The following is a 13,048-nucleotide window of genomic DNA, read 5'->3' on the forward strand; positions in this document are numbered from 1 at the left end:
GGTAAGTCTCACCTACACTTTGGAGTCACCGGCGTGTGCTTCGCCAGCTGGCGTCACGCATGCATGCGATGTCCTGTGCGCCCGCCGTGCAGCCTGGCTCAGTGCGTACTGGCCAACCGATCGATACGGCGTCAGTAGCGCAATTGGGAGATGAAGGCGCGACCGGTCGGCCCGGGAAGCGAGTCCTTTCGATAGACCACGTGCATGGGAAGAGTCGCATCGGGCGAGACGCCCTCGACGCGGATCCTCACCAGGGTGCCTGCGTCGAGATCCTTCTTGACCATGTGCAGGGGCATATGCCCCCAGCCCAGTCCGGCGTTCAAGAAGGCGTGCTTTGCACCGAGGTCGGCCAGTCGCCAGGTCAGGGGCGAGATCACGCCGAAGGTCCGGCCTTCGGACAGCGGAGTGCGGTCGGTGAGCACCAGCTGCACCTGCTTCTCGACGAGCTTCCGGCTGACCGCGCCCTTGTGCCTGGCCAGCGGATGGGAGGGTGCCACCACGGTGACGAAGGGGAGGTCGAGCAGTGGTTCCGACGCGAGTTCATCGGGAATCACGGGCAGTGAGCCGACGATGCCGACGCGGCACAAGCCATCCATGACCGGACGGATCACGCCGCCCAGTGCTTCCACGTAGACGCGCAAGGGCGTGTTGGGGAAAAACTCCCGGCAGTAGCCGGCGGCGCGCGTGAGCCCGTCCATGGGATACATCACGTCGACAGCCACGGAAAGCTCGGGCTCCAGGCCTTCCTTCATCGAGCGGGCACGGGCCTTGAAGCCGTCCATCTGATCAGCCACGCCACGCGCTTCGGTCAGCAGCGCCACGCCCGCTTCGGTCAGCCTGGGATAGCGCTCGCTGCGATCGAACAGCGTGACGCCCAGTTGGGCTTCGAGATTGAGCAGCGTCTGGCTCACTACCGATTGCGCGCGACGCAGTTTTCTTCCTGCCGCGGAAAAGCTGCCTTCTTCGGCCGCGGCAATGAAAGTGCGGAGCTGGTCCAGCGTGACGGCGTCGAGCATATATCGTCCATAACGATGAATTGCATCGAAATATATAGGCTATTCGGATGCTTGGACAAGGCCTAGCCTTTCTCCATCGCAGACGAGGACGCCCCCATGAACGCTGTTGCTTCCTTCCTATCCAAGCCCGAACCCAGTGACGAAGCCATCGTCCATCCGCGCAAGATCCGCACCGTCACCACCGGCTATCACCACGGCCCCATCACGCGCCTGGTCAGTCCCGCCGATCTCGGCCAGTGGATCAAGCCGTTTGTCTTCCTGGATACCGGCGTGCTGCCCGCGTCGGCGACTCCCTTGTTCGGCATCCACCCGCACTCGGGCATCGCCACCCTGACCACGGTGCTCTCGGGCCGCGTGGCCTACGAAGACACCACCGGCAAGCAGGGCGAAGTGCCGACCGGCGGGCTGGAATGGATGAGGGCGGCAGGCGGCGTATGGCACGACGGTCATGTCGTCGGCGACACGCCGGTGGAGTTCTTCCAGCTTTGGGTGACGCTGCCGGCGGATCAGGAAAACGGTGTGCCGGAAAGCCAGAACATCGCGCCGGAAGAGGTCCCGGCGGTGGGGCCGGCGCGCGTGCTGCTCGGGCACTACCAGGGCGTGAACAGCCCGATCCGTGCTCCCGCCGGCATCACCTACCTGCATGTGCGCCTGAAGGCGGGCGAGCAGTGGCGCTTTCAGCCCAACCCGAACGAAACCGTGGCCTGGATGGCATTGCATCGGGGTACGACCACCGTGCCCGAGCGCCTCAGCGCCGGCGACCTGGTCATCTTCGAAGAGTCCGGCGACGGCATCGACGTAGTGGCGCATGACGACGTGTCGTTCGTCCTGGGCGCTGCCGTGAAACATCCGCATCCCCTGGTGATGGGCAAGTACTCCGTCCACACCAACCCTCGCGCGCTCGCCGAAGGCGAGGCGGAGATCGCACGCATCGGCCAGCGGCTGCGTGCCGCCGGCCGGCTGAAGTAAGTCCCAGCTGTCCATCCCCCTGACTCATTCATCCCAACCGGAGAATTCATCATGAGCACCAAGATCGAAACTGCTACCTATGACTCGTCCATCGACAACGCACGAGCCCCGTCGAGCCCGATGCTCAAGAGCGTCGCCGAACTGGCGGGCCGCATCCTGATCGCCGGTCTGTTCCTGCTTTCGGGTGTGGGCAAGATCACTGCCTACACCGCCACCGCTGGCTACATGGCGTCCATGGGCGTGCCCGGCGGCATGCTTCCGCTGGTGATCGCCATCGAAGTACTGGGCTCCCTCGCCATCATGCTCGGCTGGAACACCCGCATCGTGTCGTTCCTGATGGCCGGCTTCACTCTGATGACCGGCGTCCTGTTCCACAGCAACTTTGCCGACCAGATGCAGATGATCATGTTCATGAAGAACGTGTCGATTGCCGGCGCCTTCCTGCTGCTGACGGTCAATGGCGCAGGCCCGCTCAGCCTCGACGGCAAGTCGCGCTGATCGTTCCCATCCATCGCATCGACCGTTCACCAGGAGACATCCCATGAGCTACGCCATCATCGGTTCGGGCGCCATCGGCGGCGCCCTCGCCAAACAGTTCGCCCGCAGCAAGATCAAGGCCGTCATGACCAATCGTGGACCCGCCTCGCTGGAAGATGCAGTGCAAGCCTTCGCTCCGGCCGTGAGCGCCACGAGCACCCCTGCCGCACTGGAGGCTGACGTAATCATCCTCGCCATTCCGTTCGGGGCCGTGGGCGAAGTTGCCCGCCTGCGCAGCGACTGGTCCGGCAAGATCGTGGTGGATGCCACCAATGCGATCGAGTTTCCTGCCTTCAGGCCGCAGGATCTGGGCGGGCGGCCGTCCAGCCAGGTGGTGGCGGCGCAGTTCCAGGGCGCCAAAGTGGTCAAGGCGTTCAACACGCTGCCGGCGGCCGTGCTCGCGGACGAGCCGCGCCGGAGCGAGGGTCACCGCACGCTTTTCGTTTCAGGTGACCACGCCGATGCCAACGAGCAGGTCGCTTCGCTCGTCACCTCGCTCGGCTTCAGCCCCATCACCCTGGGCCGCCTCGACGAGGGCGGCTTGCTGCAACAGTTCGGCGGCCCGCTGGCCGTGCACAGCCTGATCAAGCAGCGCTGACGCGAGCGGACTCGTGGTCGCGGACGATGAAGCGGAGCGCACCAGCGGCGCTCCGCTTCTTTGCGTCAGGCCTTGCTCATCGAGTGGCGCCTGACGCGAAGCGAGACCCTTGCGTAGTTTTACCTATGCGCGTGCCGGACAGCTGTGCGGGAGCTTCCCATGCAGCCCTGGCGGGCACCAGGACGGGAGAGCGGGTGGTATCTTTGTGAGCCATGTTTTGGGCATGGCATTCGGACGAACATCACCGGGGCGCGAGCCGGGCGCCTCCAGACTGGTGGCGCCGAAGGCTGGCTGGTGTCTCCCACTCGGTCATGGAGAATGTCGCATGAACACTCCGCTCTTGGATCCGACCAATTGCGCCCTGGTCCTCGTCGATCAGCAGGCAGGCCTTGCCTTCGGGGTGGGGTCGGATGATCGCCAGACGATCCTCAACAACTCCATTGCGCTGGCGAAGACGGCGGGGGTTTTCTCCCTGCCGATCGTGGCCTCGACGTCGGCGACCAAGGTATACAGCGGGCCGATGATGCCCGCGATCCAGCGGGCGATTCCGAACGTGGTGGCCATCGACAGGCGTAGCATGAATGCCTGGGAAGATGACGCCGCGCGATCGGCGATCGTCGGCACGGGCCGGAAGCGCCTGCTGGTGTCGGGCATGCTGACCGAGGCGTGCGTCAGCTTTCTCGCCCTGTCCGCCGCAAGTGATGGCTATGAGGTCTTCGTCGTCGGCGATGCCTGCGGCGGCCTCACGCCGCAAGGTCACGAGTATGCGCTCCGCCGCATGCAATCGGCTGGCATCCAGGTGACCAGCTGGCTGCAGGTTCTGCTCGAACTGCAGCGAGACTGGACGCGCCGTGACACGTACGACGGTGCCCGTGCCATCGTGGAGGAATTTGGTGGTGGCTACGGCATCGGGCTCGCCTACTCCAGGGACATGATCAAGGTCTGACTGGCTTGCCGAAGACGTCAGTCCATGGCGTCCGGCAAGGCGTCACCATCGAGTGCGGCGCATGCGATGACGTGACGGCACAGGTGGATGCGGCCGCAGCGCGCCTGTTCGCCCAGGAGTAGGTCGAGGTCATCGCCGGATGGCTGCGCCATGCGAGTGAGGCACCGGATGGCGTGCTCACTTGCTTGAAGTATGGCGCAGCCTTCCACGGTGAAAGCCGTGATGAGTCGTGCGGCAGTTCCTATGCTGCAACCGACGGGGCAACTCCACTGCCGCCGGGCCGATGCCCTCAGCTCTTCACGGGATTCGGACCCATGCGCTTGCCGTGCTTGACGCGTTCCGGCCCCTTGTGGACGTGGGTCACGGCGTAGTCCACGCCCATGCCATAGGCGCCGGAGTGCTCCTTCACGATGGCCATGACCTGGTCGTAGGTTTCCTTCCGAGCCCAGTCACGCTGCCACTCCAGCATCACGGGCTGCCAGGTGATGGGTATGACACCGGCCTGAATCATCCGGTCCATCGCGTACTTGTGGGCATCCACCGAGGTTCCGCCCGAGGCGTCGGCCACCATGTAGATTTCATAGTCCGCCTCTCGCATGGCGCACAGGGCGAAGGTCACGTTGCAGACTTCGGTCCACAGGCCCGAAACCACAACCTTCTTGCGTTTGTTGGCAGCCAATGCGTCGCGGACATTCTGATCGTCCCACGAGTTCATCGACGTGCGCTCCAGGATGTCCTTGTCCGGAAATACGGCAAGGAGTTCGGGGTAGGTGTTTCCCGAGAAGCTTTCCGTCTCCACCGTCGTTATGGTGGTCGGGATATTGAAGACCTTGGCTGCCTTGGCCAGTGCGACCACGTTGTTCTTCAAGGTTTGTCGATCGATGGACTGGACCCCGAATGCCATCTGGGGCTGCTGGTCAATGAAGAGGAGTTGGCTGTTTTGCGGCGTCAAGACTTCACGGTTTGACATGGTCGTGTTCCTGCTGTGTTGGATGGCTGGCAAGCGCGTCTAGGTCTTTGATGGAGGCTGCTGCAGGGGGTGGACAATCCGCCGGGCGCGCATGGGGTGCCCGCGTCGTTTGCGCGTGCATGGACAGCGTGGCCCAAGGTCTGCCGTCATGGCGGCGCGACGTGACGGCCAGGGCTGTCAGTCACCATGCGGCGGCAGCGGATTGAAGGTTTCCATGGAGAGGTCATGAAGATTGCGATCCCCTGGCGCGACATCCACCCGCACTCCAAGGCGTGGCGTCCATGCTGTAGCCGCGGAGGTGGAGCCGGCCAGTGAGCTGAAGTCCCGGGGTTTTGACGCGCCGAAGACCAGGCGCGCCGTTCCGCTTCCGGTATTCGACCTTCCAACCGACGTGCCCGACGACTTTGGTTGGTGGCAGGTCGAAGACCCATCAGCGATCTTTACCGCTGACGTCGCGAAAGTGTGCATCGGTCGGTGTGAAACGTGCGTAACACCCGGCAGGCCAATGGATCGCGCCGTCGTCTGCATCGCGGAGGCTTCGCACCCGACTGGCCGGATCGCCTTGGCTTGCGTCCAGGGCGCCGCGAGTTCGTCGACATCGGGCTGATTGATCGCGAGCCAGGATGCGGCGACCCGCATTGACGGGTCGCTCACGCCGCCGGGCGCAAGGTTTCGGGAATTTCCATTCACCTCGTTACCGCGGCTGGCGTCGCTGGGCGGTGAGGGCGCCGGGCCGCGTGACGGAAATCCGGAAGGGGAGCATGACGATGATGCGGCAGTGGATGACCATGCTGGTGGTCGGCTGCACCCTGGCCATGGCCGCCTGCTCGGGCAAGCCGGCGAATGAAGGCACGGCGAGCAGCAGCGCGCCGACGGATCACCCCGCGACATCGGTGCCCGGGGATTTCGGTCCGCCACAAGGCGATCCCATCCATGCCGAGCTGGGTATACCACCCAATGTGCCGCCGCCGATCCATCGCGATCACCCGGCCAAGGTGATCGTGGAGCTGGAAGTGATCGAAAAGGAGATGCCGATTTCCGAGGGCGTCACCTATACCTACTGGACGTTCGGCGGCACCGTGCCCGGCAGCTTCATTCGCGTGCGCCAGGGCGACACGGTCGAGTTCCATCTGAAGAATTCGCCGGACAGCAAGATGCCGCACAACATCGACCTGCACGGCGTCACCGGTCCGGGCGGCGGCGCGGCATCGAGTTTCACGGCGCCAGGCCATGAGAGCCAGTTCACCTTCAAGGCGCTCAATGCGGGCATCTTCGTCTATCACTGCGCGACGGCGCCGGTGGGCATGCATATCGCCAACGGCATGTACGGCCTGATCCTGGTCGAGCCGCCCGAAGGCATGCCCAAGGTGGATCACGAGTATTACGTGATGCAGGGTGACTTTTACACAACCGGCAAATACCGCGAGAAGGGCCACCAGCCCTTCGACATGGACAAGGCCATCGACGAGCGTCCGACCTACGTGCTGTTCAACGGTCATGAAGGCTCGCTCACCGGCGACCACGCGCTCAACGCCAAGGTGGGCGAGACGATGCGCCTGTTTGTCGGCAACGGCGGCCCGAACCTGCTGTCGAGCTTCCACGTGATCGGCGAAATCTTCGACAAGGTCTACTACGAAGGTGGCAAGCACGCGCAGGAGAACGTACAGACCACGTTGATTCCCGCCGGCGGCGCGATCATGGCCGAGTTCCACCTCGACGTGCCGGGCAGCTACGTGCTGGTCGACCATTCGATCCTGCGCGCCTTCAACAAGGGCGCGATGGGCATCCTCAAGGTGGATGGCCCGGAGAACAAGGCGATCTACTCGGGCAAGGAAGTGGATTCGGCCTACCTGGGCGATCGCGCCGAGCCGAACCTGCAGGCCGTGGCGGTCGCCGCCCAGGCCCATGCCAGTGGCACGCTGAGCAAGGACGAGCAGGTCGCCGCGGGCAAGCAGTTGTTCACCGGCACCTGCTCGGTCTGCCACCAGGCCAATGGCGAAGGCCTGGAAGGCGTGTTCCCGCCGCTGGCCAAGTCCGACTTCCTGGCCAAGTTGAGCAAGGACGACCTGATCGGCATTCCCCTGCATGGCCACACCGGCAAGCTCACCGTGAACGGCAAGGAGTACGATTCGGTGATGCCGCCGATGGCTCAGCTCACCGATGACGAGGTGTCCAATATCCTCACCTTCGTGCTCAACAGCTGGGACAACCCCGGCGGACAGATCACCAAGGAAGAGGTGGCCAAGGTACGCGCCAAGCCCGCGCCGGGTCCGGCGGCAGGGCACTGATGGGTTCGAAGGTCATGCGTTGGTGGTGGCTGGTCATGGGCATCGGTGCGGCGTCGGCGTCGATGGCCGCAGACTATGTACCCTTGTCCGGCGGCAGCTTCGCCAGCGTGATCGCGGCCGACGACAAGGGGGCTCCCGCGCAGGTCAAGCCGTTCAGCCTGCGCACCGAGCCGGTGACGAACGCCGAATTCCTGGCATTCGTCGTGGCGCATCCACAATGGCGGCGTGACCGCGTGGCATCGGTCTTTGCCGATGGCCAGTATCTTTCGCGCTGGGCCGGCGCCGATACGCTGGGGCCCGGCGCCTTGCCGCAGCAACCCGTGACCGGGGTGAGCTGGTTCGCAGCGCAGGCGTTCTGCCAAAGCGAGCAGGCACGACTGCCGACGTGGTACGAGTGGGAATACGCTGCAGCCGCCGATGCGCATCGCGCCGATGCCCGTGGCGATCCCGCGTGGCGCGACCGTGTGCTGGACTGGTACAGCCGGCCGTCGAACACGGCACTGCCAGCGGTGGGCGGTGAGGCGGACGTGCACGGCGTGCGCGACCTCAACGGCCTGGTGTGGGAATGGGTGGACGACTTCAACGCACTACTCGTAAGTGGCGATGGCCGCGAGCAGGATGGCGCCGACAAGGCACGTTTCTGCGGCGCCGGCGCCGTCAGCATGCAACAGAAGGAGAACTACGCCACGGTCATGCGCGTGGCGATGCTCTCGGCCCTCAAGGCGTCCGACACCACCAACAACATGGGCTTCCGTTGCGCCCGGCCCGAGTGAGGAACCCATGAAACGCTTGCTGATGTCGTGGTTGTGCCTGCTGCTCGTCGGCCCGGTGCTTGCAGCGACGCCGTTGCCAGGCGACTCGGTCTACCAGCTCGGCGCCAGGCTTACCGACCAGGATGGACACAGCTGGTCGCTGTCCGCGCGTCGCGGCCGCGTGCAATTGATGACCATGTTCTATACGTCGTGCACCATGGTCTGCCCGATGATCGTGGACACCATGAAGGCGACCCGCAAGGCGGTCGGTGAGCCGGCGCGCGACAAGCTGGATCTGCTCGCGGTGAGTTTCGATCCGGCGCGCGACAACGTGGCGGCCTTGCACCAGTACGCGCAGAAACGCCAGCTCGATGCGCCCCACTGGACACTGGCGCGCGCCGATCCGGCGGACGTGCGCGCCCTGTCGGCCTTGCTTGGCGTGCAGTACCGTCAATTGCCCGATGGCGACTTCAACCACTCCAGCGAGCTGATCCTGCTCGATTCCGACGGGCGCATCATTGCGCGCACCACGGTCATCGGGCGAGTCGATCCGGCCTTCGTGGATGCCGTGCGCAAGGCGCTCGCATCGAGCTGACATGCGTTCGGTGTGCGTCGTTCTACACAAGATCCATCGCTTGGACTGCCGGAGGAGCGCTGTTGGTTTCGATCTTGCGCCGCTCCATCGCCACGCGTTGCCTTGGCTTGTCTTGTGCGAGCGCAGCCAGGTCGTCTTGACGAGGGATTGGCCACCATCGCCCGAAGCCTTGCGGCGGGTCGGTGTACGGGCCTGGTGCCAACGCTGAGAGCGGGCAGGGGGATTGGGGCGCGTTATTGCAGGCCCCGGGGCTGCAGTTTCTCGTCATCAAGCCAGGCGCACTGGCGTAGTGTGCCTGCCCTGGAGTTGCCTGCGTTTTACTGGCGATTGAGTGCGTCCTGGGTCGACATGTTCATCGGCATCATGTTGATGTTCGCGTTATGCATCACCCAGAGCGATCCGGCTATCACGATGACGATGAGCAACGTCGTGCACGCAAAGATGGCGGTGTTCTGCCGCTGGCTCTTTGCGGAACCCAGGTGCAGAAAGAACACGAGCTGCACATAGAGTTGCACCACGCACAGCACGACGATGGCGGGCAGGCGTGCGGCATGCGGCACGGCGTCGGTCATCACCGCCGCAAAGGCGATAGCCGTCAGCGCGAGGGAGGCCAGCAGCCCCATCACATAGGACCGAAAGCTCCCATGGGTCTCGTGCGAGGACGCTTCATGACTGGGGGAGTGGCTCATAGGAATTCACGCAGATAGACGAAGGTGAAGACGCAAATCCAGATCAGATCGAGGAAGTGCCAGAACAGGCTGAGGCAGGCGAGGCGGCGCTCGGCGACGGCGTCCAGGCCAAAGCGTGAGATCTGGTGCATCATCACGACCAGCCAGAGCAGGCCGCAGGTGACATGGAGGCCGTGGGTGCCCACCAGGGTGAAATACGCCGACAGGAAGGCGCTGGTATCCGGGCCGGCGCCGCGCTGCACCAGGGCAGCGAACTCGTGCACTTCCATGCCGATGAAGGCGAGGCCGAGGACGAAGGTGACGGCGAGCCAGGCCTGGAGTGCCCGTGTGCCCCCGGTGCGGGCGCTCAGCATGGCCGCGCCGAAGGTGAAGCTGCTCAAAAGCAGCAGCACGGTCTCGGTCAGTACGTAGGGCAGTTCAAACAGTTCCTTGCCAGCGGGGCCGTCCGCCACATTGCCCACCAGGACGCCGAAGGTCGCGAACAGCACCGCGAAGATCAGGCAGTCGCTCATCAGGTAGATCCAGAACCCCAGCGTGGTCATGGATGCGCCGTCGTGAGCGTCGGCGGCGTGCGCTTCTGTATGGAGAGTCGTGGTCACGTCATGCCGCCTTGTCGATGCGCCGGGGACGGAGCTCCAGGGTTGACGCGGAGGTCCAGAGCCTGGTGTAGCGCTCGCTTTCGATCCGGGCGACTTCGCTGGCCGGCACGTAGTAGTCCACGTCGCGATCGTAGGTACGCGCGAGGAACGCCATGATGACGCCCACCAACGAGCCGATGGCGAGCGGCCAGATATGCCAGACCAGGGCAAAGCACAGCACCAGCGACAGCACCGAGATGATGAAACCAGCCCCCGTATTCCGCGGCATGTGGATATCTTCATAGCCACGCGGCTCGATATAAGCGCGCCCGGTGACCTTGTCGTCCCAATGCTGCTCCAGCGAGGTGATGTGCGGAATGTGGGCGAAGTTGTAGAAGGGCGCCGGCGAGGCCGTGGCCCACTCGAGGCTGCGGCCATTCCAAGGATCGCCGGTGACGTCGCGGTTTGCCGCGCGATCGCGAATGCTGACCGCGAACTGCACGAGCAAGGCGAGGATGCCGGCGCCGATGATCACCGCGCCACACAGGGCCGTCACCAGCCACGGATGCCAGTCCGGGTTGCTGTAGTGATTCATGCGACGGGTCATGCCATCGAAGCCGAGCACATACAGCGGCATGAAGGCCAGGTAGAAACCAACCTGCCAGCACCAGAACGACACCTTGCCCCAGAACTCATTGAGCGTGAACCCGAACACCTTGGGGAACCAGAAGCTGATGGCGGCAAGGCAGCCAAACACGACGCCACCAATGATCACGTTGTGGAAGTGCGCCACGAGGAACAGGCTGTTGTGCAGCACGAAGTCCGCGCCCGGAACGGCGAGCAGCACGCCGGTCATGCCACCGATCGCAAACGTCACCATGAAGCCCACCGTCCACAGCGTCGCGGAGTGGTAGCGGATGCGCCCGCGGAACATGGTGAACAGCCAGTTGAACAGCTTGACGCCGGTGGGGATTGAAATGATCGACGTCATGATGCCGAAGAAGGCGTTGACGTTGGCCCCCGACCCCATGGTAAAGAAGTGGTGCAGCCACACGAAGAACGACAGGATGCCGATGGACGAGGTGGCGTACACCATCGACTTGTAACCGAACAACGGCTTGCCAGAGAACGTGGCGATGATTTCCGAGAAGGCGCCGAAGCAGGGAAGGATCAGGATGTACACCTCCGGGTGGCCCCACACCCAGATCAGGTTGATGTACATCATCGCGTTGCCGCCCAGCTCATTGGTGAAGAAATGCATGCCGAGGTAGCGGTCTGCAGTGAGCAGGGCCAGGGTGGCGGTGAGCACGGGAAACACGGCGATGATCAGGATGTTGGTGATCAGCGCGGTCCAGGTGAACACCGGCATCTTCATCAGGTCCATGCCGGGCGCGCGCATCTTCAGGATGGTCACGACGAGGTTGATGCCGGTCAACAGCGTGCCTAGCCCTGAGATCTGCAAGGACCAGATGTAATAGTCGACGCCGGCGGTCGGGCTGTAACCAAGTTCCGACAGTGGTGGATACGCCACCCAACCGGTCGCGGCAAAATCGCCGACGAACATCGACATCATCACGAGCACCGCGCCCATGGCCGACAGCCAGAAACTCAACTGGTTGACGAAGGGAAACGCCACGTCGCGGGCGCCGATCTGCAGCGGCACGACGACGTTCATCAGCCCGAGAATCAGCGGCGTGGCCACGAAGAAGATCATGATCACGCCGTGCGCCGTGAAGATCTGGTCGTAGTGGTGCGGCGGCAAGTACCCTGCCGCGTCATTGGCAGCAACGGCTTGTTGCGCGCGCATCATGATGGCGTCGGCGAAGCCGCGCAGCAGCATCACCAGCGCGAGGATGATGTACATGACGCCGATGCGCTTGTGGTCGACCGACGTCAACCACTCGGTCCACAGGTATTTCCACTTGCCGTAGTAGGTGATGGCGCCGACCAACGCGGCGCCCAGCAAGGCCACGACCACCAGGGTGCCCATGATGATGGGCTCATGGAGTGGAATGGCGTCGAGCGTGAGCTTTCCAAACATGGCGTCGGACTCGTTCATGGGGACTGCACGGGGGGATGGGGAGCCGGAATCAGCGGATGCAGCGGGGCCATGGTGGGCCCGCAGTCGGCGCCAAGTTTCGTGGTGGACATGAACTGGTGAAGCACGCCCTGGTAGAGGCTGGGGTCGACGTCGGCGTACACCGTGGGCTCGTACCCGTGGCTGGGTTCGGCCAGTGAGCGGTAACCGTTGCGCGTCAGCTTCAGCGGCGAGGCCTTCACATCCCTTATCCACTGGCGGAACTGGGTATCGGTAACGGCCCTGGTCTCGAAGTGCATGTCGGAGAAGCCCGAGCCACTGAACGCGGCAGATTGCCCCGCAAAGCTGCCGGTTTCATTCGCGATCAGATGCAGCTGCGTCTGCATGCCTGCCATCGCGTACACCTGGCTGCCCAGTCGCGGGATAAAGAACGAGTTCATGATCGAGTCGGCGGTCAACTCGAAATCAATCGGCGTGTTGGCGGGAATCACCAGCTCGTTGACGGTGGCGATGCCTTCGTCGGGATAGATGAACAACCACTTCCAGTTCAGCGCGACGACCTGCACGCGCACGGACGGGACGCTCGATGGCAGGGAGCGATAAGGATCCAGGCTGTGCGTGGTGCGCCAGATCAGCACGCCAAGAAAGGCGACGATGATGCAGGGAATCGTCCAGACCACCACTTCGATAGGCGTCGAATGTGCCCATTCCGGCGCGTACGTCGCGCGCGTGTTGGTGGCCCGGTAGCGCCAGAAGAAGAACAGCGTCAGCGCGATGACCGGAATGACCACGGCGAGCATGATGCCCAGGGACAGTACGATGAGGTGTCGTTCCTGCAGGCCGATGTCGCCCCTGGGATCGAACAAGGCGAGGTGGCAGCCGGAGAGCAGGATCGTCGAGCCAAGGCACAGGGCGCGCGCGATCGCCAGCGCGTGGCGGCGCACGGGACGCGTGCCTGCGAGCGAAGGGCGCGACGCGGGGACTGCGTGACGCGGGCCGTGTAGAGATGCCATGGAAATCGCCGTGCATGGAATGCTTGGGAGGGCCGGCGCATACTAGCGACCGACAAGCT

14 protein-coding genes are annotated in these 13,048 nt (G+C 63.9%); 7 read left to right on the top strand and 7 right to left on the bottom strand.

The features are described from left to right. Window positions 1–131 precede the first annotated feature (131 nt). Window positions 132–1,016: a LysR family transcriptional regulator gene (locus ACXU4B_RS03390; RefSeq protein ID WP_131407774.1), complete on the bottom strand. Its 885-nt coding sequence runs from the start codon at window positions 1,014–1,016 to the stop codon at window positions 132–134. A 96-nt stretch (window positions 1,017–1,112) separates the two neighbouring features. On the opposite strand from ACXU4B_RS03390, the gene ACXU4B_RS03395 reads away from it, so the two are divergent. The 4 genes from ACXU4B_RS03395 to ACXU4B_RS03410 all read left to right on the top strand — a co-directional run bounded on the left by ACXU4B_RS03395 (window position 1,113) and on the right by ACXU4B_RS03410 (window position 4,066). Further along, complete coding sequence (locus tag ACXU4B_RS03395; RefSeq protein WP_131407776.1) at window positions 1,113–1,985, top strand: pirin family protein; 873 nt, start codon at window positions 1,113–1,115, stop codon at window positions 1,983–1,985. Window positions 1,986–2,036: 51 nt separating this feature from the next. Beyond that, window positions 2,037–2,483: a DoxX family protein gene (locus ACXU4B_RS03400; protein WP_425481366.1), complete on the top strand. Its 447-nt coding sequence runs from the start codon at window positions 2,037–2,039 to the stop codon at window positions 2,481–2,483. 43 nt (window positions 2,484–2,526) lie between these two features. After that, window positions 2,527–3,120 carry an NADPH-dependent F420 reductase gene (locus tag ACXU4B_RS03405; RefSeq protein ID WP_131407778.1) on the top strand — a complete coding sequence of 198 codons (594 nt, stop codon included), beginning with the start codon at window positions 2,527–2,529 and terminating at the stop codon, window positions 3,118–3,120. Between the two features lie 325 nt (window positions 3,121–3,445). Then, a complete protein-coding gene (locus ACXU4B_RS03410; protein WP_131407780.1) occupies window positions 3,446–4,066 on the top strand; it encodes a hydrolase in 621 nt (206 codons plus the stop codon). Window positions 4,067–4,083: 17 nt separating this feature from the next. Here ACXU4B_RS03410 and ACXU4B_RS03415 read toward each other — a convergent pair whose 3' ends face one another. After that, entirely contained in the window at window positions 4,084–4,218 is a 135-nt protein-coding gene (locus tag ACXU4B_RS03415) for a hypothetical protein (RefSeq protein ID WP_276322558.1), read from the bottom strand. Window positions 4,219–4,355: 137 nt separating this feature from the next. Continuing rightward, window positions 4,356–5,036 (bottom strand): hydrolase, encoded by a 681-nt coding sequence (locus ACXU4B_RS03420; protein WP_131407782.1) that lies wholly within the window; start codon window positions 5,034–5,036, stop codon window positions 4,356–4,358. 761 nt (window positions 5,037–5,797) lie between these two features. On the opposite strand from ACXU4B_RS03420, the gene nirK reads away from it, so the two are divergent. Genes nirK through ACXU4B_RS03435 form a run of 3 tightly spaced genes read left to right on the top strand, consistent with a single transcriptional unit; the run spans window position 5,798 to window position 8,671 of the window. After that, window positions 5,798–7,324 (top strand): copper-containing nitrite reductase, encoded by a 1,527-nt coding sequence (gene nirK, locus ACXU4B_RS03425; RefSeq protein WP_240733998.1) that lies wholly within the window; start codon window positions 5,798–5,800, stop codon window positions 7,322–7,324. Beyond that, window positions 7,324–8,097, top strand: coding sequence for a formylglycine-generating enzyme family protein (locus ACXU4B_RS03430; protein ID WP_240733999.1), 774 nt, complete (start codon window positions 7,324–7,326; stop codon window positions 8,095–8,097). Before nirK ends, ACXU4B_RS03430 begins: the two co-directional genes overlap by 1 nt. Before the next feature lie 7 nt (window positions 8,098–8,104). Continuing rightward, window positions 8,105–8,671 (top strand): SCO family protein, encoded by a 567-nt coding sequence (locus ACXU4B_RS03435; RefSeq protein ID WP_131407786.1) that lies wholly within the window; start codon window positions 8,105–8,107, stop codon window positions 8,669–8,671. Window positions 8,672–8,988: 317 nt separating this feature from the next. Here the strand turns inward: ACXU4B_RS03435 and cyoD are convergent, their stop codons facing one another. Genes cyoD through cyoA form a run of 4 tightly spaced genes read right to left on the bottom strand, consistent with a single transcriptional unit; the run spans window position 8,989 to window position 12,920 of the window. Then, window positions 8,989–9,360, bottom strand: a complete 372-nt coding sequence (gene cyoD / locus ACXU4B_RS03440) for a cytochrome o ubiquinol oxidase subunit IV (RefSeq protein WP_131407788.1) — start codon at window positions 9,358–9,360, stop codon at window positions 8,989–8,991. Next, window positions 9,357–9,959 (bottom strand): cytochrome o ubiquinol oxidase subunit III, encoded by a 603-nt coding sequence (gene cyoC / locus ACXU4B_RS03445; protein WP_276322559.1) that lies wholly within the window; start codon window positions 9,957–9,959, stop codon window positions 9,357–9,359. The genes cyoD and cyoC overlap by 4 nt, the downstream gene beginning before the upstream one ends. A 1-nt stretch (window position 9,960) precedes the next feature. After that, entirely contained in the window at window positions 9,961–11,979 is a 2,019-nt protein-coding gene (gene cyoB, locus ACXU4B_RS03450; protein ID WP_131410299.1) for a cytochrome o ubiquinol oxidase subunit I, read from the bottom strand. 14 nt (window positions 11,980–11,993) lie between these two features. Beyond that, entirely contained in the window at window positions 11,994–12,920 is a 927-nt protein-coding gene (gene cyoA / locus ACXU4B_RS03455; RefSeq protein ID WP_205746501.1) for a ubiquinol oxidase subunit II, read from the bottom strand. Between the last annotated feature and the right edge of the window lie 128 nt (window positions 12,921–13,048).

The organism is Dyella soli (assembly GCF_054482295.1).

What these genes read in the sequence shown, in the direction of transcription:
- ACXU4B_RS03395 (WP_131407776.1), top strand. Translation starts at nt 1,113, where the DNA reads ATGAACGCTGTTGCTTCCTTCCTATCCAAGCCCGAACCCAGTGACGAA.
- ACXU4B_RS03430 (WP_240733999.1), top strand. Translation starts at nt 7,324, where the DNA reads ATGGGTTCGAAGGTCATGCGTTGGTGGTGGCTGGTCATGGGCATCGGT.
- ACXU4B_RS03410 (WP_131407780.1), top strand. Translation starts at nt 3,446, where the DNA reads ATGAACACTCCGCTCTTGGATCCGACCAATTGCGCCCTGGTCCTCGTC.
- cyoB (WP_131410299.1), bottom strand. Translation starts at nt 11,979, where the DNA reads ATGTTTGGAAAGCTCACGCTCGACGCCATTCCACTCCATGAGCCCATC.
- nirK (WP_240733998.1), top strand. Translation starts at nt 5,798, where the DNA reads ATGACGATGATGCGGCAGTGGATGACCATGCTGGTGGTCGGCTGCACC.
- cyoD (WP_131407788.1), bottom strand. Translation starts at nt 9,360, where the DNA reads ATGAGCCACTCCCCCAGTCATGAAGCGTCCTCGCACGAGACCCATGGG.
- ACXU4B_RS03435 (WP_131407786.1), top strand. Translation starts at nt 8,105, where the DNA reads ATGAAACGCTTGCTGATGTCGTGGTTGTGCCTGCTGCTCGTCGGCCCG.
- ACXU4B_RS03405 (WP_131407778.1), top strand. Translation starts at nt 2,527, where the DNA reads ATGAGCTACGCCATCATCGGTTCGGGCGCCATCGGCGGCGCCCTCGCC.
- ACXU4B_RS03420 (WP_131407782.1), bottom strand. Translation starts at nt 5,036, where the DNA reads ATGTCAAACCGTGAAGTCTTGACGCCGCAAAACAGCCAACTCCTCTTC.
- ACXU4B_RS03415 (WP_276322558.1), bottom strand. Translation starts at nt 4,218, where the DNA reads ATGGCGCAGCCATCCGGCGATGACCTCGACCTACTCCTGGGCGAACAG.
- ACXU4B_RS03390 (WP_131407774.1), bottom strand. Translation starts at nt 1,016, where the DNA reads ATGCTCGACGCCGTCACGCTGGACCAGCTCCGCACTTTCATTGCCGCG.
- ACXU4B_RS03400 (WP_425481366.1), top strand. Translation starts at nt 2,037, where the DNA reads ATGAGCACCAAGATCGAAACTGCTACCTATGACTCGTCCATCGACAAC.